Annotated in this window: 18 protein-coding genes; 2 read left to right on the top strand and 16 right to left on the bottom strand. The window is 55.7% G+C overall.

Translation table 11 applies throughout. From position 1 onward, the window contains the following. Positions 1-92 precede the first annotated feature (92 nt). From dnaE to rpsB, 16 genes are all read right to left on the bottom strand, one after another. Positions 93-3,599: a DNA polymerase III subunit alpha gene (dnaE, locus tag KO116_RS18695; RefSeq protein ID WP_035564731.1), complete on the bottom strand. Its 3,507-nt coding sequence runs from the start codon at positions 3,597-3,599 to the stop codon at positions 93-95. A gap of 38 nt (positions 3,600-3,637) precedes the next feature. Continuing rightward, positions 3,638-4,285, bottom strand: coding sequence for a ribonuclease HII (rnhB, locus tag KO116_RS18700; RefSeq protein ID WP_045812174.1), 648 nt, complete (start codon positions 4,283-4,285; stop codon positions 3,638-3,640). Continuing rightward, a complete protein-coding gene (lpxB, locus tag KO116_RS18705; protein ID WP_035564732.1) occupies positions 4,275-5,447 on the bottom strand; it encodes a lipid-A-disaccharide synthase in 1,173 nt (390 codons plus the stop codon). The genes rnhB and lpxB overlap by 11 nt, the downstream gene beginning before the upstream one ends. Positions 5,448-5,464: 17 nt before the next feature. Further along, positions 5,465-6,232, bottom strand: a complete 768-nt coding sequence (lpxA, locus tag KO116_RS18710) for an acyl-ACP--UDP-N-acetylglucosamine O-acyltransferase (RefSeq protein ID WP_035564734.1) — start codon at positions 6,230-6,232, stop codon at positions 5,465-5,467. Further along, on the bottom strand, positions 6,229-6,672 hold the full coding sequence (gene fabZ / locus KO116_RS18715) for a 3-hydroxyacyl-ACP dehydratase FabZ (protein WP_008959868.1): 444 nt from the start codon (positions 6,670-6,672) through the stop codon (positions 6,229-6,231). Before fabZ ends, lpxA begins: the two co-directional genes overlap by 4 nt. A gap of 159 nt (positions 6,673-6,831) precedes the next feature. Further along, positions 6,832-7,866 (bottom strand): UDP-3-O-(3-hydroxymyristoyl)glucosamine N-acyltransferase, encoded by a 1,035-nt coding sequence (gene lpxD / locus KO116_RS18720; protein ID WP_035564736.1) that lies wholly within the window; start codon positions 7,864-7,866, stop codon positions 6,832-6,834. A gap of 53 nt (positions 7,867-7,919) precedes the next feature. Beyond that, positions 7,920-8,420 (bottom strand): OmpH family outer membrane protein, encoded by a 501-nt coding sequence (locus KO116_RS18725; protein WP_035564738.1) that lies wholly within the window; start codon positions 8,418-8,420, stop codon positions 7,920-7,922. Between the two features lie 106 nt (positions 8,421-8,526). After that, entirely contained in the window at positions 8,527-10,878 is a 2,352-nt protein-coding gene (gene bamA / locus KO116_RS18730; RefSeq protein ID WP_442905773.1) for an outer membrane protein assembly factor BamA, read from the bottom strand. 100 nt (positions 10,879-10,978) lie between these two features. Beyond that, positions 10,979-12,337, bottom strand: coding sequence for an RIP metalloprotease RseP (rseP, locus tag KO116_RS18735; protein WP_035564742.1), 1,359 nt, complete (start codon positions 12,335-12,337; stop codon positions 10,979-10,981). A gap of 47 nt (positions 12,338-12,384) precedes the next feature. Further along, entirely contained in the window at positions 12,385-13,584 is a 1,200-nt protein-coding gene (gene ispC / locus KO116_RS18740) for a 1-deoxy-D-xylulose-5-phosphate reductoisomerase (protein WP_035564744.1), read from the bottom strand. Continuing rightward, entirely contained in the window at positions 13,581-14,411 is an 831-nt protein-coding gene (locus KO116_RS18745) for a phosphatidate cytidylyltransferase (protein WP_035564746.1), read from the bottom strand. Before KO116_RS18745 ends, ispC begins: the two co-directional genes overlap by 4 nt. Continuing rightward, the gene (uppS, locus tag KO116_RS18750) at positions 14,404-15,192 is read right to left on the bottom strand and encodes a polyprenyl diphosphate synthase (RefSeq protein WP_035564748.1); all 789 of its coding nucleotides are present in this window, start codon (positions 15,190-15,192) and stop codon (positions 14,404-14,406) included. The genes KO116_RS18745 and uppS overlap by 8 nt, the downstream gene beginning before the upstream one ends. Positions 15,193-15,285: 93 nt before the next feature. Next, positions 15,286-15,843 carry a ribosome recycling factor gene (gene frr / locus KO116_RS18755; RefSeq protein ID WP_035564751.1) on the bottom strand — a complete coding sequence of 186 codons (558 nt, stop codon included), beginning with the start codon at positions 15,841-15,843 and terminating at the stop codon, positions 15,286-15,288. Positions 15,844-15,847: 4 nt separating this feature from the next. Further along, positions 15,848-16,621 carry a UMP kinase gene (pyrH, locus tag KO116_RS18760; RefSeq protein WP_007111718.1) on the bottom strand — a complete coding sequence of 258 codons (774 nt, stop codon included), beginning with the start codon at positions 16,619-16,621 and terminating at the stop codon, positions 15,848-15,850. A gap of 175 nt (positions 16,622-16,796) precedes the next feature. Next, positions 16,797-17,666 (bottom strand): translation elongation factor Ts, encoded by an 870-nt coding sequence (gene tsf / locus KO116_RS18765; RefSeq protein ID WP_035564754.1) that lies wholly within the window; start codon positions 17,664-17,666, stop codon positions 16,797-16,799. Between the two features lie 228 nt (positions 17,667-17,894). Beyond that, positions 17,895-18,644: a 30S ribosomal protein S2 gene (gene rpsB, locus KO116_RS18770; RefSeq protein ID WP_035564756.1), complete on the bottom strand. Its 750-nt coding sequence runs from the start codon at positions 18,642-18,644 to the stop codon at positions 17,895-17,897. A gap of 346 nt (positions 18,645-18,990) precedes the next feature. Between rpsB and map the strand changes: the two genes are divergently transcribed. After that, positions 18,991-19,782, top strand: coding sequence for a type I methionyl aminopeptidase (gene map, locus KO116_RS18780; protein ID WP_035564759.1), 792 nt, complete (start codon positions 18,991-18,993; stop codon positions 19,780-19,782). Continuing rightward, positions 19,782-22,457, top strand: a complete 2,676-nt coding sequence (locus KO116_RS18785; RefSeq protein WP_035564760.1) for a [protein-PII] uridylyltransferase — start codon at positions 19,782-19,784, stop codon at positions 22,455-22,457. Before map ends, KO116_RS18785 begins: the two co-directional genes overlap by 1 nt. The last annotated feature ends 5 nt before the right edge of the window (positions 22,458-22,462 follow it).

The raw sequence follows: 22,462 nt of genomic DNA on the forward strand, positions 1-22,462 counted from the left end.
GCATATGTGTGTAGAGAGTATAAAGAGCATTATCGCACCCTGACCCTGCTGCGCAAGGTGGGTGCTCGCCCGTTTACCCGTTAACGATACTTTTAACGATAACGTAGCTGAACGCCTGCCTGGCCCTGCACATCCCGCAGCGCCAGCAGTAAATCGTCGCTTGGCGCGACTTTCCACTCATCGGCAAGTTCCAGCCACGCGACAGCTGCCGGGTGTCGATACTGTAGGCGCACCGGCAAGCCCTCTTGATCGCGATACGGCGTCAGGCTGTCGCGCAGGGTTTCAATTAAGCGACCATTGATTTGGGCGGCGTCCAGCGCCAGCTCCACCGCTTGGCCGTAGCGAATACGCGCCGTCACCATCGGTGTGACGTCTTTACCGCGCAGGCGCAGGCCGCCAGAGAATTCATCGCTGGAAACCTCGCCCTCTACGATGAGCACTTGGTCGGCCTCAATCTGACCGCGCAACTGCTCGAATAACTCCCCAAACAGCGAGGCTTCAATGCGCCCGGTGCGGTCGTCCAGGGTAATAAACGCCATGGTATCGCCGCGTTTGGACTTCATGGTACGCACGCCGACCACGAGACCTGCCACACGCTGGGGGTCGCGGGAGGGCTTTAAATCGCTGATTCGCGTAGACACGAAGCGCTTTAATTCGCGCTCGTACTCATCAATCGGGTGCCCCGTCAGATAAAGCCCCAGGGTATCTTTCTCCCCCGAGAGGCGCTCGCGATCGGTCCACTCTCGGGCGTTGATATATTCGGCGTAAACGTTGCTATCACTGTCGTCGGCTTCAACGAAGGCGTCGCCGAACATATCCAGCATACCCAGGTTTTGATTGGTATGGTTCTGGGCGGCGGCTTTCAGCGCGTCTTCCATGGCAGCGAATAGCACCGCGCGGTTGGGACCGATGGTATCCAGCGCGCCGGAGCGAATCAGTGCTTCCAGGGTGCGCTTATTCATCCGTTTGGGATCCATGCGGCGACAGAAGTCGAAGATATCCTTAAACGGACCGTCTGCCTCACGGGCTTCAACAATGGCACCAATCGGTCCTTCGCCCACGCCACGAATCGCGCCCAGGCCATAAACCACCCGCGCATCGGTATCGACGGTGAATTTATAGCCACCGACGTTAACGTTCGGTGGGGTCACCGTGAGTTTGAGGTTGCGACACTCCTCAATCAGCGGTACCACCTTATCCAGGTTGTCCATCTCTGTGGACATCACCGCGGCCATGAAAGGCCCTGGATAGTGGGCTTTTAGCCACGCCGTTTGATAGGAAACCAAGGCGTAGGCGGCCGAGTGCGACTTGTTAAAACCGTAACCGGCGAATTTTTCCACCAAGTCAAAGATGTTACCGGCGAGGTCTTTATCGATACCGTTGGCGGCACAACCTTCCATAAAGCCGTCGCGCTGTTTGGCCATTTCTTCAGGCTTTTTCTTACCCATGGCCCGGCGCAACATATCGGCTTGGCCGAGGCTATAGCCTGCCATTACCTGAGCGATCTGCATGACCTGCTCTTGGTAAAGAATGATGCCGTAGGTAGGCGCCAGCACCGGCTTCAACAGTTCGTGTTGGTAATCCGGGTGTGGATAAGAGACTTCGGCCCGGCCGTGCTTACGGTTGATAAAGTCATCCACCATGCCCGACTGCAGCGGGCCGGGGCGGAACAGCGCCACCAGGGCGATCATATCGTCTAGCGAGTCAGGCAGCAGGCGCTTGATTAACTCTTTCATGCCACGGGATTCGAGCTGAAACACCGCGGTGGTTTCAGCGCGTTTGAGCATCTCAAAGGTCGGCGCGTCGTCCAGCGGGATGCTGTCGATATTGAGCGGCCCCTGGTCATTGACGCTGCGCACCTTATCGACCATCTCCAGCGCCCAGTCGATAATCGTCAGCGTGCGTAGGCCCAGGAAGTCAAACTTAACCAGCCCCGCCTCTTCGATATCGTTTTTGTCGAATTGCACCACCAAGCCTGAACCGTCCTCGTCGCATAACAGCGGAGAGAAGTCCGTCAGTTTGGTCGGCGCAATGACCACGCCCCCGGCGTGCTTACCGGTCCCCCGGGTGGTGCCCTCGAGCTTTAGGGCCATCTCCCAGATTTCCTCAGCTTCTTCGTCGTTACCGATAAACTCTTTGAGCGCGGGTTCCTGCTCGATGGCTTTGGCCAGGGTCATGCCCACTTCAAAGGGGATCAGCTTGGAGAGCTTATCCCCCAGCGAGTAGGGCCGCCCCTGAGCGCGTGCAACATCACGCACCACGGCCTTGGCGGCCATGGTGCCAAACGTCACGATCTGAGATACCGCATTGCGTCCGTAACGCTCGGCCACGTACTCAATTACCTTATCGCGTTTCTCCATACAGAAATCGACGTCAAAGTCGGGCATGGAGACACGTTCCGGGTTCAGGAAGCGCTCGAAGAGAAGGTCATAGCCGATCGGGTCAAGGTCGGTGATCTTTTGCGCATAAGCCACCAGCGAGCCAGCACCTGAGCCGCGTCCAGGGCCTACAGGAACGCTGTTATCTTTTGCCCACTGGATAAAGTCCATTACGATCAAGAAGTAGCCAGGAAAACCCATCTGGATAATAACGTTAAGCTCAAACTCCAGCCGATCGCGGTATCGCTGGTCGATCGCCTTGTATTCATCGCTGTCGCGGGGATAGCGTTCAGCAGGGAAGAGAAAATCGAGTCGATCCGTCAGGCCATCGTGAGAGACCTTGCGGAAGAACTCATCCTGGGTCATGCCCTCAGGAATTTCGAATTCAGGTAGGAAAATCTCGCCCAGACGCACGTTCACGCTGCAGCGTTCTGCGATCATGACGCTGTTTTCCAGCGCTTCGGGAATATCCGCAAACAGCGCCGCCATCTCGTCGGGGCTTTTTAGGTACTGCTCTTCGGTGTAGCGGCGTTCACGGCGTGGGTCATCCAGCGCTTTACCTTCGCCGATGGCGACGCGGGTTTCGTGGGCCCAGTAATCGTCGCGCTCTAAAAAGCGAACGTCGTTGGTCGCCACCACCGGTGTGCCTGTCTCAATGGCCAGCTTGACGCTGGCGTGAACGCAGGCCTCTTCCAATGGGCGCCCGGTGCGCACTAGCTCTAAATAAAAACGTTCGGGAAACGCAGCCTGCCACTCTTCGAGCAGCTGACGCGCTTCAGGCTCATGATCAGAGAGCAGGTGCCGGCCAATCTCACCCTCACGCGCACCGGAAAGCGCTATCAGCCCTTCGCTCTGCTCTAATACCCACTGCTTATCGAGAATGGCCCGCCCCTGGCGCTGGCCATAGGTCCAGCCTTTAGAGATCAGCTCGGTAAGGTTGCGATAGCCAACGTCATTTATGGCCAGCAGCGTTAGCCGATAGGGGTGAGACTCGTCATGAGGGTTTTGCAGCCATAAATCGCTGCCGATGATCGGCTTCAACCCCGCCCCCTGGGCGGCTTTGTAGAATTTAACCAAACCAAACAGGTTAGTTTCATCCGTCAGCGCCAGCGCTGGCATCGACCGCTCAGCAGTCGTGCTGACCAGCGATTTGAGTTTAACCAAGCCGTCGACCAGGGAGTATTCACTGTGCAAACGTAAATGAACGAACGGGACCGTCATGAGACTCTCAGAAATACGCTAGATGAAGAAGAAATACGTTAAAGCAGCGCCAACTGACGCTGCACCGGCGCAAAACTACGACGATGTTCGGCCAGTGCCCCGTGAGCTGCAAGCGCCGTCAGGTGCTCTTTGGTCGGGTAGCCTTTATGGCGCGCAAAACCATACTCAGGATAGCACTCATCCAAGGCAACCATTTGGGCATCCCGGGCAACCTTGGCCAGAATCGAGGCGGCGGCGATGGCCGCGTGGCGCGCATCGCCCTTCACCACGGCCTGCCCAGGCAGCAGATGGCCAGGTAATTTATTGCCATCGACAAGTAGATATTCCGCCGCCGGTGCCAGTGCATCAATGGCTCGACGCATAGCCAAGTGGGTGGCGTGGTAAATATTCAGCTCATCCACTTCGGCAGCGCTGGCTTCTGCCACAGCAAAGGCTATCGCCCGCTCGCGAATCTGACTGTCCAACGCTTCACGCTTACGCGCCGTCAGCTTTTTGGAATCGGTGAGACCGTCAATCGGCTGAGCGGGGTCGAGAATTACCGCAGCGGCTACCACGCTGCCAATCAGCGGCCCACGTCCTACCTCATCAACCCCTGCCAGACGCTCACCAGTGTAGGCAATTTCTAGCGGTTGAAAATCCTTGTGCTCGATCAACCAATGCGCTGTCACCCTATCTCTAACGGCCATCAACAGTCTCCAGTGGCTGACCTGCTGCTAGCTGGCTGATCGCCTCGGCGGCGCGCCGACTGGCGTTGCGCTGTAGCGTAGCGTGCATCTCGGCAAAACGTGCTTCCAACGCATGGCGGCCTGCCGCATCTGACAGCATGGCACTGAGTTGGTCGGCAATCGCCTCCGGCGAGGCGGCGTCCTGAATCAGTTCAGGCACCAGCGTTTCCTGGGCAATCAAATTGGGCAGCGACACCCACTGAGTTTTCACCATTCGCTTGGCTAGCCAATGCGTCATTGGTGCCATCTTGTAAGCCACCAGCATGCTGCGGTGGCACAACATGGCTTCCAACGCGGCGGTACCCGAGGCCAGCAGCACGATATCGCTGGCCACCATCGCTTCGCGGGCCTGACCATCTAGCAACGCAGTACGTTCCATCAGCAGCGGGTAATTAGTCAGTAGTGCGCTGATTTCCCGACGACGATCAGAGGTGGCCGCTGGAATTAACACTTGCAGCGCGGGATTGCGCTGGCAGAGCTGTTCGGCGGCGGCAAGAAAGGTATCGCCCAAAAACCGAATTTCATTGGCCCGAGAGCCTGGCAACAGCGCCAACACCTGGCTATCAGGCGCTAGCTCCAGCGCTTGGCGGGTGGCAACACGGTCATTTTCCAGCGGCATTTCGTCGGCCAGAGGGTGACCCACAAAGGCGACGGGGACACGGTGTTCGCGATAGAAGGCGGCTTCAAAAGGCAGCAGTGTCAGCATGCCGTCTACCGACTTGGCAATACCTTTTACCCGCCCCTGTCGCCACGCCCACACGGAAGGGCTCACGTAGTGGGCGGTCATAATGCCCGCTTCACGGAGCTGGCGCTCCAGGCCTAAATTGAAGTCAGGTGCATCAATGCCGAGCATAATGTCCGGCTGCCAGGCCAAGGCTTCGGCTTTCAGGGTACGACGCACACGGATCAATTCTGGGAGGTGCTTGAGCACTTCCACCAGCCCCATTACCGCCAACGTTTCGAGGGGGAAGCGGCTCGTCATGCCTTCGGCCTGCATGCGGGGGCCGCCGATACCACGAAACTCGACGCCGGGGTGGCGCGCTTTGAGCTCACGTATCAGCCCAGCGCCAAGAATATCGCCGGAAAGCTCCCCGGCCACGAGGTAAACACGTTGCAGGGTCATAAGCGGTTTAGCATGAGTTAGCGGGTAATGCCGCGGGTCGAACGCTCAATAGAGGCGGCAAAATGCTCGACTTCAGGCAGTTCAAAGCGGCTGCGCATTTCAACGAGCGCCTGTTCTGTGGTCAGCCCTTGGCGATAGACTATCTTATAGGCGGCGGTTAAGGCGTTAATCGCTTCGCGGCTGAAGCCACGTCGCTTTAAGCCCACCAGATTGAGGCCACGCGCTTCGGCAGGGTTGCCATTGATCATGATATAGGCAGGCGTGTCTTTGGTGATGATCGAACCACCACCGGCCATGGCGTGATCGCCAAAGTGACAGAACTGGTGCACTGCCGCCAAACCACCCAAAATGACATGATCGCCAACGGTGACATGCCCCGCCAAGGTGACCTGATTGGCTAAAATGCAGTCGTTACCGATCACGCAGTCATGGCCGACATGAACGTAGGCCATTAACAGGTTACGCGAACCAATAGTAGTTTCGCTGCGATCCTGAACGGTACCACGATGGATCGTGGCGCCTTCACGAATTACATTATCATCGCCCATGACTAATCGCGTCGGCTCGCCTGCGTATTTTTTGTCCTGGCAGTCTTCGCCTACCGAGGCGAACTGAAAAATACGCGTTCGCTCGCCTAACGTGGTGGGGCCTTTCACCACCACATGCGGGCCAATCACAGAACCAGCGCCGATAGTGACGTCTGGCCCGATGATGCTAAATGGGCCTACCTCAACATCGTCAGCAAGACGCGCCGTCGGGTCGACCAGTGCAGTAGGATGTATCAAGCCACCTTCCTCTCGGCACAAATAATTTCTGCTTCGCAGGCCAGTTCGCCATCCACCGTGGCACGGCATGCAAATTTCCAGATACCCCGCTTGCCTTTGATCACATCGGCTTCTAACGTGAGTTTGTCGCCCGGCATGACCGGACGCTTAAAGCGCACGTTATCACTGCCTACCAGATAATAAACATAACCATCGGCAGGCAGTTTATTAACCGTTTTAAAGCCGAGAATGCCACATACCTGAGCAAGGGCTTCAAGCACTAATACACCAGGCATAATCGGGTGATGGGGGAAATGGCCGTTGAAGAACGGCTCATTAATACTGACGTTTTTGTACGCAACGATGGATTCGCCGGTGGTTAATTGCGTTACTCGATCCACCAACAAAAAGGGGTAACGGTGGGGCAAGTACTCGCGAATTTCATTAATATCCATAACCATCGTAGCGACCTCTAAAATTACAAAAAACCTGGAACTCATGAAAAGAGTCAGGTAAACACCAGCACGCCTGCTGGTTAAAAGGCTGAGGATTATACCCCGCCGCTAACCAGTCTCAAGCCAGCAGCGGATAAATCATTCAGCGACGACTCACCACATAGACTAATCACGCTGCTTTTTTTCCAGCCTTGCTAGGCGCTTAGCAATGTCATCAAGCTGTTTAAAACGCACTGCATTTTTTCGCCACTGGGTATTGGCCATGGCGCCGGTACCGGAAGAGTAAACCCCTGGCTCATGGATTGAATTCGTGACCAAACTCATCCCGGTCACCTGCACCCCATCGCAGATAGTCAGATGGCCCGACAAACCGACGCCACCCCCGAGCATACAGTGCTTACCGACCTTGGTAGAGCCCGCAACACCTACACAGCCTGCCAACGCGCTGTGGTCGCCAATGATCACGTTATGGGCGATTTGTACCTGGCTATCGATTTTGACGTCATCGCCAATCACCGTATCACCCAGAGCGCCGCGATCAATGCTGGAACAACTTCCTACTTCAACGTCATCACCCAGCACGACGCCGCCCAGCTGGGCAATCTTATGCCAGCCTGCGCCGTCGTGGGCAAAACCGAACCCATCACCGCCGATCACACAGCCGCTTTGTAAGATTCCCCGCTTGCCAATCACTACGCCATGACAGAGGGTGACGTTGGCATGTAACCGCGTTCCCTCGCCAATGATGCTGTCGGCGCCGACCACGCTGCCAGCCCCGATCACCACGCGATCACCCAGCACCACACCTGATTCAATCACAGCATGGGCTTGAATGGAGACATCGGCACCTAGCTGAGCATCTTCCGCCACTACTGCCGTGGGATGTATCCCCATAATGTCGCGATTGGGTAAGGGATCAAACAACTGTGATAGTTTGGCGTAGCCTAAATAAGGGTTATCAATCTCAAGGCGCGGTACAGGACAGTGCTTGCCATGCTCAGGGTGCAGGAGCACCGCCGCCGCTTTAGTCGTCGCCAAATCTTTCAAATAGGCGCGATTGGCCAAAAAAGCCACTTGATCCGGTTGCGCTTCTTTTAGCGTCGCCAAACCACGTATCGGCTGCTGGGCATTACCGCTAACGGCGATACCCAAATGGCGAGCAATGTCTGCGAGGGTAAGGTGATGAGAAGCGTGCGTCATGGGAGCCCAAAGAAGCTTTGGTGTGGCTAGGCCACACCAATCATCGTTTAAAATTAATTCAGAGTGTCAAAGATCTGCGTGACTTCATCGGTCACATTAGGCAGATCAACCCCTGAGTGCAGTACGCCCTGGGGCTCGACCAGTACATCAATGCCGTGGCGCTCAAGCACCTGTGCAACCGCCTGCTCCAGTTTCGCCTCAGCACCTTCTAAAAACTGCTGTTCAGAGCGTTGCTGGGCCTGCATGACTTCCTGACGCAGCTGTTCAAAGCGGCTGCCCTTTTGCTGTAGCTCGCTAATCAGCGACTCGCGCTGGGACTGGGCCATGGTTTCGCCTTCATTCTGCAAACGCTCTTGTAGCTGCTGTAACTCATTGCCCAGGTTCTGCGCTTCCCGCTGTTGATTGCCAATCTGCCCTTCCAGGGTGCTCAGTGACGCTTGTGCGGACTGAGTATTCATCAGCGCCGCGCGCCAGTCTAATACGGCGACTTCCGCAGCATGGGCAGGCAAAATCATCGCACCCAACAGGCATACAACCGCTGTCAGCTTACGCATTGTGTTAACTCCTTAGGTCACGCTAGCGCGCACCACCATGGCACGCGGTCTAGCAATTTTAGAACGACTGCCCTTGTGAACAATTGCTTCTTAGATCAATCATCCCTTAGAACGTTTGGCCCAGTGAGAACTGGAAGAACTGAGTATCGTCTCCGCTCTCATCGTTCAATGGCTCGGCGATGCTAAAGGTCAGCGGGCCCACCGGCGTCAGCCAAGAGAGGCCAATACCAGCGCTATAGCGTAAATCACCAAGATCAACACCGGAGTTACACTGCTGACGACCGGCGTCTTCTGCAAGCACGTCGTAGCACGAACTCAAGAAAGTGTTTCCACCGTCCAGGAACAGTGATGTTTGCAGCGCTCGCTGATCTTCAATAAAGGGCATTGGGAAAATAATCTCGGCGCTACCTTCTATAGAAATGTTACCGCCCAGGGTACGATCCCGACCGCCTTCGGTTGCTGGCGTGGTGCGCTGACCAAGGGTATTCGATGTAAAGCCACGCACTGAGCCAAGGCCGCCCGCGTAGAAGTTTTCATAGAACGGGTACGGATCATTCCCGCCCAATGTATCGGCATAGCCGACATTACCGGTAAACTTGAACGCCCAGGTTTCATCATTATTGATCGGGAAAAGCTGCTGAGCCCGCGCGCGCAGTTTGTAATACTCTGCATCGCTGCCGGGGACGCCCGTTTCTAACGATAGGCGCTGATAGCTGCCGTCCGTCGGCATGATGCCGCGGTTGAGGTTGTTACGCGTCCAGCTAGCGGTCAGCTTAAGGCTTTGTGCATCTTCGCCCTGATCTTCTACGTAACGGCGAATTTCCGAGGCTGTATCGAAGTAAGTTTTCACCGTAAGGTCTTCAAGGCTGGCACCGAAGTTAAGCCGCGACAGCTCGCTAACAGGGTAGCCGAAGTTGATTCCAGCGCCATAAGCATCCGTAGAAAACGTCGATATATCCGAGTCGGCATAATCGGTTTCGCGATAGAACACATTGTAACCGCGAGAAATTCCGTCCAGCGTCCAGTAGGGGTCGGTAAAGCCGAAGTTGACGCTGGTAAAGGTGTCACTGCGCTGAGCACCCACGTTGACCCGGTTACCCGTGCCCAGGAAGTTATTCTGCGATAGACCTACGCCGTAAATAACGCCGGCACTTTGCGAGAAACCAACGCTGGCAGAGACCGAGCCAGAGGGCTGCTCTTCGACATTGTAGGTTACATCCAGCAAATCAGGCTCGCCGGGTACAGGCTGAGTGTCCACCTCTACCTGGCTAAAGAAACCCAGTCGCTCTAGACGCTGACGCGATTGTGTAATGGCTTCGGTGGAAGCCGGCGCGCCTTCTAACTGCGTCATTTCGCGGCGCAGAACTTCATCTTGAGTCGTGGTATTACCGAAGAACTCGATACGACGCACGTAGGCACGCTCGCCAGGATTAACGGCAATGACCAGATCAACCGTTTCGCCATCGCCAGCCATTTCAGGCACGCCCTGAATATCAGCGAACGCAAAACCCTCAGCACCTAGACGCTGGCGTAGCGCTTCCGTAGACGTATTGACATCGCCGCGGGAGAAAATTTCACCCTCTTCAACGGTCAGCAGTTGGCGGGCTTCATTTTCGCTGATCTGAAGATCGCCTGCGAAACGAATATTGCCAACGCGATACTGGGTTCCTTCATCGACGTTCAGAGTAATAAAGATTTCGGATTTTTCCGGGCCAATCGACACTTGAGTCGATGTCACATCAAAGTTGACGTAGCCACGGTCCAAATAGAACGAACGCAGTCGTTCTATATCACCAGATAGCGCTTCACGGGAGTACTCATCGCTTGAGAACCAGCCGAAAATACGTCCTGGCCGATCATTTAGCTCGAACATCTCACGCAGCGTTTCATCGTCAAAGGCTTCATTACCCACGATATTGATTTGACGAATCTTGGCCACTTCACCTTCGTTGATATTGATATTGACTTGAACGCGACCTTCATCAACCTCTTCAATTTCAGTATCAATACTGGCGCTATAACGACCCTGAGACTGGTATACGCCTTCCAGTTCACGCTGTATCTCTTCAAGCGTGGAGAGCTCCAGTACTTGGCCTTCCGAGAGTCCTGATTCACGCAAACCATTGCGCAAATCTTCTTCGGATATCTGATCGTTACCGCTAATCTCCAGTCGTGCAATGGTCGGACGCTCGACGACTTGAATGACTAGCACGTCTCCCTCGCGGGCCAGGGAGACATCGTCAAAGAGCCCGGTGGCAAACAAGTCACGGGCAGCGGCAGCTAACTGCGCTTCGCTGACACGCTCATTGGCGCTTACCGGAAATGCATTGAAGACCGAGGCGGCGGATACCCGCTGCAGTCCTTCCACTCGAATGTCAGAAACATCAAAGGATTGTGCTTGGGCGCCGCTGGCGCCTGCCAGCAAGAGTGCCGCCATTCCAAGGGTCTTGATTTTCATGCAGTCAATTCGCTCGCGTTGGTCTGCCGTTCATTCCAGAAAGGCACCATATACATTTGTGCAGGCAGATGACAAGGCATCCTGCGCGCTACACGCGTCATTACCACAGGCGCATCAGATCAAAATAGAGGGCCATCAACATCAGGGTGCCGACCATGGCAAGCCCAATGCGCAATCCTACAGCTTGTGTTTTTTCAGATACTGGTCGTCCACGCACGACCTCCATAAAATAATAAAGCAAGTGACCACCATCGAGCACCGGGATAGGCAGTAAGTTAAGCACCCCAAGACTGATAGAAAGATACGCTAGAAAGCCAATAAACGCTTCTATCCCAGCACGAGCCGAATCGCCAGAGATCTGAGCAATAGTAATGGGCCCCGAGAGATTGGAAGGCGAAATAAGCCCCACCAACATCTTTCGAATGGCGTCAACGGTCAGTAACGTCATCTCACCGGTACGTGATAACGCTTGGCCTACCGCTTCGATAGGACCATAGCGAATCTCACGCTGAAACGCAGCCGGCCACTCAACTTGCTCGGCACCAGCACCGATATAACCAATTTCCACCCCAGTATCTAAGCTGTTACGCCCGGGCGTTAAATCTACGGTTGCTCGCTCGCCATCACGCTCGTAGGTGAGCTCCAGCGTTTCGTTAGGATTACCTCGCACAATATTAACGAAGTGCATCCAATCATCCACTGGCTCGCCGTTAATGGCGACCATGGTGTCGCCAGCCATGAGGCCCGCTTGTTCGGCGGCCTCCCCACTGACGACTTGGCCCAAAATAGCCGGAAATTCTGGCTGCCAAGGCGTAATACCCAATGTTTGCAGCGGCTGGGGCGGATCTTGGCGCACCAAAAAATCGGTAACAGGTAGTTCAAAGCGCTGTATGTCAGTGGCACCCTCAGAACGTGCGTCGATAGCCAACTCACCACTGAAGCCAATAATAGACACTAGCTTCAGATTAACATCTTCCCAAGAGCGCATTTCATCGCCCTGAATGGCAATAATCTCATCGCCATTGGCAAGCCCGGCCTCGGCGGCTGGCGAGTCAGGCACGATGCTGCCCACCATCGGCGAAACCACCGTGGTACCCGCCACAAACAGTGCCCAGTAGGCAACAATCGCCAGCAGAAAGTTAGCGATTGGCCCCGCGGCTACAATAGCAATGCGCTGCCATACAGTCTTACGATTAAATGCCTGGTCGAGTTGATCTTCGGGTACCGGCGCCTCACGCTCATCGAGCATTTTGACATAGCCGCCCAGCGGAATAGCGGCTATCGCATATTCCGTGCCTTGACGGTCAACACGAGACCATAGCGGCTTGCCAAACCCTACCGAAAAACGCAGTACTTTGACGCCACAGCGTCTCGCCACCCAAAAGTGGCCAAACTCATGGAAGGTTACCAACAGGCCCAGCACCACAATGACCGCTAAAATATTCTGTATCAGGCCCACACTGCACTCCTTAACGACCCGCGCTTAACGACCAGCCCAGCGAATGCTTAAGCGGACCACCTTGTTACCAGTTCCAACGCCTGTTGTCGCGCCCATTGATCGGTTGCTAAAACGCTTTCAAGGCTGTCGACCCGGCCTTCATAGGGGCGCGATAAGACCTCGGCCACCAGTTGTCCAATCGCCGTAAAACTGAGCTTACGCTGTAGAAAAGCATCAACCGCTATTTCATTAGCCGCGTTCAGTACTACTGGTGCCATGCCACCTTGCCGCATCGCTTCACGGGCAAGCCCTAAACAGGGGAAACGAGTTTCATCGGGGGCTTCAAAATCAAGCCGCGCCACCTGAAAAAGATCCAGAGTTTCGACCCCGGCGTCAATTCGCTCCGGCCACGCTAGCCCGTAGGCGATGGGGATGCGCATATCAGGATTACCCAACTGTGCAATCACCGAACCATCTTGATACGCCACCATGGAGTGAATCACGCTTTGCGGGTGCACCACCACCTGGATTTGTTCGGGCGTGGCATCAAATAGCCAGCAGGCTTCAATAAGCTCTAGCCCTTTATTCATCAGAGTGGCGCTATCCACTGATATCTTACGCCCCATCGACCAGTTCGGGTGAGCGCAGGCTTGTTCGGGGGTGACATTGTTGATATCGGCCTGGCTCCAGGTACGAAACGGCCCTCCCGAGGCGGTTAGCAGCAGCTGACGAACGCCGTGCTTGGCAAGCCCGCCACGATGCTCCGCAGGTAGACACTGGTAAATGGCATTATGTTCGGAGTCAATCGGCAGTAATGTTGCGCCAGAGCGCACAACGGCTTCCATAAACAGCGCGCCGCTCATCACCAGCGCCTCTTTATTGGCCAGCAGCACGCGCTTGCCTGCCTCCGCGGCGGCTAACGCCGGCAGCAAGCCTGCCGACCCTACAATGGCCGCCATGACGCAGTCGACGCTGGCGTCCCGGGCAACGTCACACAGCGCCTGCGAACCTGCGTTCACTTCGGTTGACTGCCCAGCACGCTGAAGCGCTTGGCGCAACCAAGCGGCATCGGCTTCATCATCCAATACGGCGACCGCTGGGCGGTGCGCCAGGCACTGCGCTAACAGAGCCTCTTTTGAGGTGTGCGCGGTCAGAGCATGGACACAATAGCGTTCGGGGTGGCGACTAATCACATCCAACGTGCTAGTACCCACAGAGCCTGTCGACCCAAGCACGGTCACGCGTTGCTTATTAGCGAACTGGCTCATAGTGGCGACACCGAAGCAAATACCTCAACCAGGACTTCCACATAGAACAGCGCGAAAAGAGGAATCGCCGCAGTAAGACTATCAATGCGATCCAGCACTCCGCCGTGGCCAGGGAGCAACTGGCTCGAATCTTTGATATTGCGATGGCGCTTGAGCATGCTTTCCAGGAGATCCCCTAGCACAGAGGCCAAGGTGACGACGGCGGTGATGAGCATCAGGGTAATACCACCCACCAGACCCAGCGGCAACCACAGTGCAAAGAGCATGGCCAGGATAGTGGTCGCGGCTAAGCCACCGAACACGCCCTCCCATGATTTGCCAGGACTTACCTGAGGAGCCAATTTGCGCTTACCCCAATGACGCCCCACAAAGTAGGCGCCGATATCAGCGCACCAGACCAGCAGCAGCACAAACAACAGCCAAGCCATACCAATATCACGCAGAACGTTAAAGCCCACCCAGCAGGGCAACAGCACCCATAGGCCCATCGCCAACCGCCGCCCCGTGGCCTGCCACTGACAACCTGCAGCAGGGTAGCGGGTTACCCAGTAGAGATTCACCAGCCAGCCAGCGGCGGAGAGCCAAAGCGGCCATATCGATGTGGCCGCCCCGGTCAGCCACATAATCAACATCAGCGCCGCCATCACGGCCACTAGCTGAGCACGCTGTGCAATAACGGTAACGCCCGCCAGATTGGCCCACTCCCAGGTAGCAAGTAGCACCATCAGCGCCGTAAATAGCGCAAAAGCGCTGCCGTCTAAACCAAACAGGCCAGCCAACACCAGGGGTGCTAGCCAGGCTGCGGTGATAATCCGCTGTTTAAGCACCCTGCGCCTCTATTTGTTCGTCCGTCATGCCAAAGCGACGACGGCGCCGACAGAAGTCGTTTAATGCCGCGTCAAACGCATCCGCACCGAAATCTGGCCATAGCAACGGGGAAAAATGTAGCTCGGCATAGGCCAACTGCCAGAGCATAAAGTTAGATAGCCGCTGCTCACCACTGGTACGTATGCACAGATCTACCGGCGGCACGTCATCAACCCCCATTGCCGTGCCGAAGCACGCTTCATCGATTTCCTCAGGTGACAACACCCCAGCCTCCACCTGTTCAGCCAAGGAGCGCGCCGCCCGTGCGATATCCCACTGCCCCCCATAGTTGGCAGCAATCACCAAATGCATTCCCGTGTTGTCCGCGGTTAACGCTTCAGCACGCTGAATATGCTTTTGAATGGCGTGGGAAAAGCCCCGCTGTTCACCAATAATCGAGAGGCGCACATTGCGTTCATTGAGCTTTTTGACTTCACGCTTAAGCGCCATCAAAAACAGCTCCATCAAGGCGTTTACCTCTGCGGCCGGACGTTTCCAGTTTTCACTGGAGAAAGCAAACAGGCTGAGGGTTTGCACCTCGCGCTCGGCGGCCCGCTGAATCACCGCACGGACGGCTTCCACCCCGGCTCGGTGCCCGCGAACCCCCGAAAGCGCGCGCGCGCGCGCCCAGCGGTTATTGCCGTCCATAATAATGGCAACGTGAGACGGCGGGGCCTCCCCTGCCAGAGAAGACACGCTATCGTCGTCCGGCTGTTTTCCAGGAAGCTGCGGTGACGTCATGGATTCTCGCACCAAAGGTCAGTCATAAAAAAACCAGCCAGAGTGTGGCAAAACGGGCAGCCAAAGCTGCCCGCGGCTGCATTAAGCACAGATTTATACCTGCATGAGATCCTGCTCTTTTGCAGTCAGCGCTTTATCGATCTCAGCGATATACTTATCGGTCAGCTTTTGAATCGCATCTTCGCCTTCACGCTGATCGTCTTCGGTGATCTCTTTATCTTTTAGCAACGATTTGAAATCACCGTTAGCATCGCGGCGCACGTTGCGTACGGCAACGCGGGCGTTTTCAGCTTCACTACGCGCCTGCTTGATATACCCTTTGCGGGTCTCTTCGGTGAGCATCGGCATCGGCACACGAATCACGTTGCCGGCACTGGCCGGGTTCAAACCAAGATCGGAGGTCATGATGGCCTTTTCGATCTTCTGCACCATGCCCTGTTCCCACGGTACAATACTCAGCGTGCGAGCATCTTCAACGTTAACCGACGCCACTTGGCTAAGCGGCACCTGGCTGCCGTAATACTCCACCGTAACGGCGTCTAAAATACTCGGGTGAGCACGGCCGGTACGAATCTTGTTGAAGTTACTATTCAGCGCCTCAACGCTTTTTTTCATGCGCGATTCGGCATCTTTCTTAATATCGTTAATCACGTCATTAACCTCTGTATATCAGCGTGCCTTCCTTGCCCCCTACAACCATATTCAGTAGAGCACCAGGCTTATTCATATCAAATACCCGCACCGGCATATTATGGTCACGTACCAGGCAGATTGCGGTCAAATCCATCACGCCCAACTTTTGATCCAAGGCGTCATCGTAAGAGAGCTGGTCATACTTCACAGCATCTGGGTGTTTTACTGGGTCTTTATTGTAGACGCCATCGACTTTGGTCGCTTTGATCACCACGTCGGCGTCCACTTCAATACCGCGCAAACAGGCAGCAGAGTCGGTGGTGAAGAAGGGATTACCAGTACCTGCAGAGAACAGTACTACGTCCCCTGAGGTTAAGTAGCGAATAGCGGTACGCCTGTCATAATGCTCTACCACACCACTCATCGGGATAGCCGACATCACGCGCGAGCGGATATTGGAACGCTCCAGAGCGTCGCGCATCGCCAGCGCATTCATTACGGTCGCCAGCATGCCCATATGGTCACCGGTAACACGATCCATGCCAGCTTCATTAAGCGCCGCGCCGCGGAACAAGTTACCACCGCCAATCACGATGCCCACCTGCACCCCTATGCCGACGAGCTGGCCAATTTCCAGCGCCATGCGGTCAAGCACCTTAGGGTCAATACCAAAATCGTGCTCACCCATGAGCGCTTCGCCAGAAAGCTTGAGCAAAATACGTTTGTATTTTGACTTCGAACCCTCAGCCTTGCTGGGTGCTACATGAGGGGTAGGTTCTTGAACATCACGCGACATGGCATCTCTCCTGAGGCAGACCTGTAAACAGGCAGGCGGGGCAGCCCCTTGGTATAAAACCAGCGTATAAAACCAGCTATCTTAGGGCCGATTATACTAGCATTAATTATACAGGGGCCGGATACGCGAAGGCGTGCGCTCACGCGCACGCCATCTTTTTCTGAAACCTCTGACCTTAGCGACGGCCAGCCTGTTCCATAACTTCTTTGGCGAAGTCGACTTCTTCTTTCTCGATACCTTCGCCAACTTCAAAGCGCGTAAAGCCAGCCACTTCGCCGCCAGCAGCTTTGACGAACTCAGCAACCGTCTGGTTGGGATCTTTTACAAACGGCTGCTCGGTCAGGCTGTTTTCTGCCAGGTACTTTTTCAAGCGACCCTGAACCATTTTCTCAGCGATCTGCTCCGGCTTACCGGCCATATCCGGCTGCGCCAGAATAATCGCTTTTTCCTGATCCAGCTGCTCTTGGGGCATATCGGCAGGGTGCGCAACCGCAGGGTTGATCGCCGCTACGTGCATCGCAACGTCTTTTGCGACTTGCGCAGTACCGCCTGTGAGCACGGTTAGAACGCCAATGCGGCCACCGTGGACGTATTCGCCTACTAGGCCACCGTCAGCAGCGTTAACGACGACGGCGCGACGCACACCGATGTTCTCACCGATTTTCTGAACTAACTGCTCGCGCGTGGTTTCCAGCTCGCCGGCCATAACGGCGGCGACATCTTCGTTTTTCGCGACAAAGAAAGCCCCGACGATTTTGTCGGCAAACGCGATGAAGTTGTCATCACGGGCAACAAAGTCGGTCTCGGAGTTGATTTCAACCATTACGCCGTAGCTGCCATCTTCCGCTACACGCGTAACTACTACACCTTCTGCGGCGATACGATCGGCTTTTTTCGCCGCTTTTAGGCCGGAGCTTTTGCGCAGGTTTTCAATTGCAACTTCGATATCACCGTCGGTTTCGGTGAGTGCTTTTTTACACTCCATCATGCCGAGACCGGTACGTTCGCGAAGTTCCTTGACCTGAGAGGCGCTGATAGCTGCCATGAGAATTCACCTCTGAAATGGTTCTATGAGAGTTAAACGCAACACAGAGTATAGGCATGATAAATGACCATCATGTATCACGCTGCCCTATGTCTCTCTGTATTGCGGGGCCGGTACTGAGTGCCGGCAAATTCGTCCGCTCAGACAGTTCGTCTGTCGCGGGAAAAAGGGGGCATAGCCCCCTTTATCTTGATGCGGCACATCTGCTTACCGCACCCACTGCTGCGATTACTCGGCGGCAGTCTTGTCTTCAGCTGCAGCGGCCTCTTCGGTCACTTCAACAAACTCTTGCGCGTTGCCTTCTTTGGCACGACCACACGCATCCGCAATCGCTTTAACGTAAATCTGGATAGCGCGAATGGAGTCATCGTTGCCTGGGATTACGTAATCAACGCCATCGGGGTTGGAGTTAGTGTCCACCACGCCGATAACCGGGATACCCAGCTTGTTGGCTTCATTGATCGCGATGCGCTCGTGGTCAACGTCGATCACGAACAGTGCGTCCGGTAGGCCACCCATGTTCTTGATACCGCCGATAGAGCGCTCAAGTTTTTCCTGCTCGCGAGTCGCTACCAAAACTTCTTTCTTGGTCAGCTTCTCAAAGGTGCCATCTTCGCGCATAGCTTCAAGATCACGCAGACGCTTAATCGACTGGCGGATGGTCTTGAAGTTAGTCAACATGCCGCCCAACCAGCGATGGTTGACGAAGTGCTGGCCAGCACGATTGGCTTCTTCTTTAATTACCTTGCTAGCGCTGCGCTTGGTGCCAACAAACAAAATTTTGTTGTTGGATGCCGCCATCTTCTCGACCACATCGATCGCTTCGTTCAGCGCCGGAAGGGTGTGTTCAAGGTTGATGATGTGAATCTTGTTGCGCGCGCCGAAGATAAATTTGCTCATCTTCGGGTTCCAGTACTTAGTCTGGTGACCAAAGTGAGCGCCTGCTTTCAGCAGGTCACGCATATTAACGTGAGACATGATAGAACTCCTAAAACTCGGGTTAGGCCTCCACGCACCCCATGGATCCGACCGTTGACGACGTTAGACGCTGCCAGCGGCACCCGGGACCATGTGCCGGTGCATGTGTGTTTTTAAGGCTTGATGTTTTTAATGATTTAGTAAGCGTCGCGCCCGTAATCCGAGCACGCTGCGGATTCATCGCCCTGCCCTACTGCGTCCTTCCCAACCAAGAAGCTAGGAATCACGATTGCAGGAAAGCGCGCGGCTTTATACCATAGATCATTGCCAAGATGAAGTCGCACCCCGTTTGACGGTCTTAAATTGCGCCATTCAATTTTCCATTCTGCATTCAAATCGAGCATTCATGAACGTTCCTATCAAAACGCCTTCTGAAATCGAACACATGCGCGAAGCCGGGCGCCAAGCGGCTAGCGTGATTGAAATGATCACCCCCCATATCCAGGCAGGCATTAGCACGGGGGAAATTGACCGTCTCTGTCATGCGTATATTGTTAACGAGCTGGGCTCAACCCCGGCGCCGCTGAACTACCATGGTTTTCCCAAAGCGACCTGCACATCAATCAACCATGTGGTGTGCCACGGCATCCCCGACGACGCCAAGAAGCTCAAAAATGGCGATATCATGAACCTAGATATCACCGTTAAGACCACCGACGGCTACCACGGTGACTCCAGCGTGATGTTCGTAGTAGGTGAGACGATTCAGGGCGAACGGCTGTGTCGCATTACTCAGGAGTGCCTGTATAAAAGCATCGAGCTGGTGAAGCCTGGCGTGCGCCTATCGGAGCTTGCCCGCGTGATTCAAAAACATGCCGAAAGCAACGGCTACTCCGTCGTTCGCGACTTCTGCGGCCACGGCATCGGCGCCGAATTCCACGAAGAGCCGCAGTTTTTACACTACGACGGCTACGCACCGGATGCCGACATTAAGCTCGCCGCCGGCATGTGCTTCACCATCGAGCCAATGATCAACGTCGGCGGGTATAAAACCAAGGTACTACGCGATGGCTGGACCGCCGTCACCAAAGATCGCAGCCTTTCAGCGCAGTGGGAACATACGCTGCTGGTCACCGAGGGCGGAGTAGAAGTACTGACCGCGCGTGGCGATGAAGACTTCAGTTTTCTAACCAACTGATGCTATTACACCACCACCGGTTTAAACCGGACACCACGCTTTTCGACCTGGATCTTTTCCGCACCGAGCTTGCCGGCTCACGTTCGCCGGTAGCGCCCTTCAAGGCCGCACTGCGCGAGCTACAGGCGCGTCTGGACGATCAGTTCCGCGCCGGTGCAGACATCCGCGACCTTGTACGCGGCCGCGCCTGGTACCTGGATCAGCTGCTGGCGATTGCCTGGGCGCAGCATGCGTGGCCCGATGAGGGTATTGCGCTGGTGGCGGTCGGCGGCTATGGCCGTGGTGAGCTACACCCCCATTCGGATATCGATCTGCTGCTGCTACTGGAGCAGGACGACGACACCGCCTATCGGGAACCGCTGACCGCCTTTATCACCTTCTTGTGGGATATTGGCCTGGAAATTGGTCATAGCGTTCGCTCGCTTAGCGACTGCGAGCGGGAAGCCGAAGCGGATGTCACGGTGATTACCAACCTGCTCGAATCTCGCCTGATTGCGGGGCCAGAAAGCCTGCGCGAAGCGATGCGCGAACGCCTCAGCGCTGAGCACATTTGGCCCGCCGACCGCTTTTTTGAAGCCAAGTGGCAGGAGCAGATCTCCCGTCACTACCGCTACAACAACTCTGAGTATCACCTGGAGCCGAACCTTAAAAGCTCCCCCGGCGGTCTGCGTGATATCCAGATGATCGGCTGGGTGGCCAAGCGCCACTTCGGCACCGAACAATACACCGACATCGTCGCTAACGGCTTTATGAATGATGCCGAACTGCGCATTTTGAGCCAGGGGCAAGCGTTTTTATGGCAAGTGCGCTACGCCTTACACATGCTAACCGACCGCGCCGAAGACCGCCTGCTGTTTGACCATCAGCGCACGATTGCCGAGATGTTCGGCTTCCGCGATACCCCAGAGCGGCTGGCGGTTGAGCAGTTCATGAAGCGTTACTACCGGCACGTCACTGCGCTGGCGGGGCTCAACGATATGCTGCTGCAGCACTTTGACGAGGTCATCCTGCGCGGCAAAGAGGCGCTGGAAACCGTCAAACTCAACGAACGTTTTGAGACCAAAGGCGGATATATCCAGGTACGTTCGCGAACGCTTTTCCGCGAGCGCCCTGCGGCGATGCTGGAGCTATTCCTGCTGATGGCCAAGCACCCCGAAATCGAAGGGGTGCGTGCCGATACTATCCGACTAATTCGCGATCATCGCCACCAGATCGACGACCACTACCGGGAAGACCCGCGCCATCAGCGACTATTTATGGCCATTATGCGCGCCCCCGGCAACGTGCCCCGCCAGCTACGGCGCATGAACCGTTACGGCATTCTGGGCAAATACCTGCCTGAGTTTGGCCGCGCCATCGGGCTGATGCAGCACGACCTGTTTCACATCTACACGGTCGATGCCCACACCCTGCTGCTGCTCAAATTTCTGCACAATTTCCGCAAACCGGAAGCGAAGGGTGACTTTCCTGTGGCAGTGGCCTTGATGCAGCAGTTGCCCAAGCTCGACCTGTTATGGATTGCCGGGCTGTTTCACGACATTGGCAAGGGCCGCGGCGGCGACCACTCGGAAATCGGCGCCCGGGACGTTGAGCATTTTTGCCAGCGCCACCAGGTCTCGCCCCACGACACTAACCTGGTCAGTTGGCTGGTGGAGCACCATCTATTGATGTCGATGACCGCGCAAAAGCGCGACATCAGCGACCCCGATGTGATTCGCGATTTTGCCTTGATCGTACGTAACGAAACGCGGCTGGACTACCTTTACGTGCTCACCGTGGCTGACATTAATGCCACCAACCCCACGCTGTGGAACGGCTGGCGGGCATCGCTGCTGCGCCAACTACACGCTGAAACCAAGCGCGCCCTGCGCCGCGGCCTGAACAATCCGCCCGACCGCGACGACTGGGTGCGGGAAACGCGCACCGAAGCACGCTCTTTACTGCTAACCATCGGCGTTAATCGTGAGCAAATCGATCATCTTTGGGAATCACTAGGGGAAGACTACTTCCTGCAGTACGCGCCCAGCGAAATCGTTTGGCAGACCCAGGGCATTCTCAATCACAACCAGTCGCCGCTGCCGCTGGTACTGATCAGCGCGCCCACCGCCGACATGGCCGAAGGCGGCACCAAGGTGTTTATCCATACCCGTTCGGTGGATGATCTATTCGCTGCCACCGCTGCCGCCATGGAGCAGCTGGGGCTGTCGATCCACGACGCACGCATCGCCACCTCCCACAACGACTGGACGTTGAATACCTTTATTGTGCTCGATAGTCACGGCCAGCCCATTCGTGACCCGAACCACATCGAAGAGATGCGCCAGCACTTGGTCGAAGAGCTTGATGACCCCGACGACTACCCCACTATCGTGACGCGTCACACACCGCGCCAGCTCAAGCATTTCAAGGTACCCACGGAAGTGTTGATTGAGCAGGACCCGGCCAACGAACGCACGCTCCTGGAGCTAACCGCCCCCGACCGCCCCGGCCTGTTGGCTCGCGTGGGTCGAATCTTTATGGAGCAGGATATTTCCCTTTCAGCGGCGAAAATCGCCACCCTCGGCGAGCGGGTGGAAGACGTCTTTTTCATTACCACCAAGGCTGGCGAACCGTTGACCGACCCTGAACGTCAACAGCAGCTACGCGAGCGGCTGATTGAAGTGCTAGGGGTTTAAGTCTC

It is taken from the genome of Halomonas sp. KO116 (assembly GCF_000734975.2).
Lineage (GTDB): Bacteria > Pseudomonadota > Gammaproteobacteria > Pseudomonadales > Halomonadaceae > Vreelandella > Vreelandella glaciei.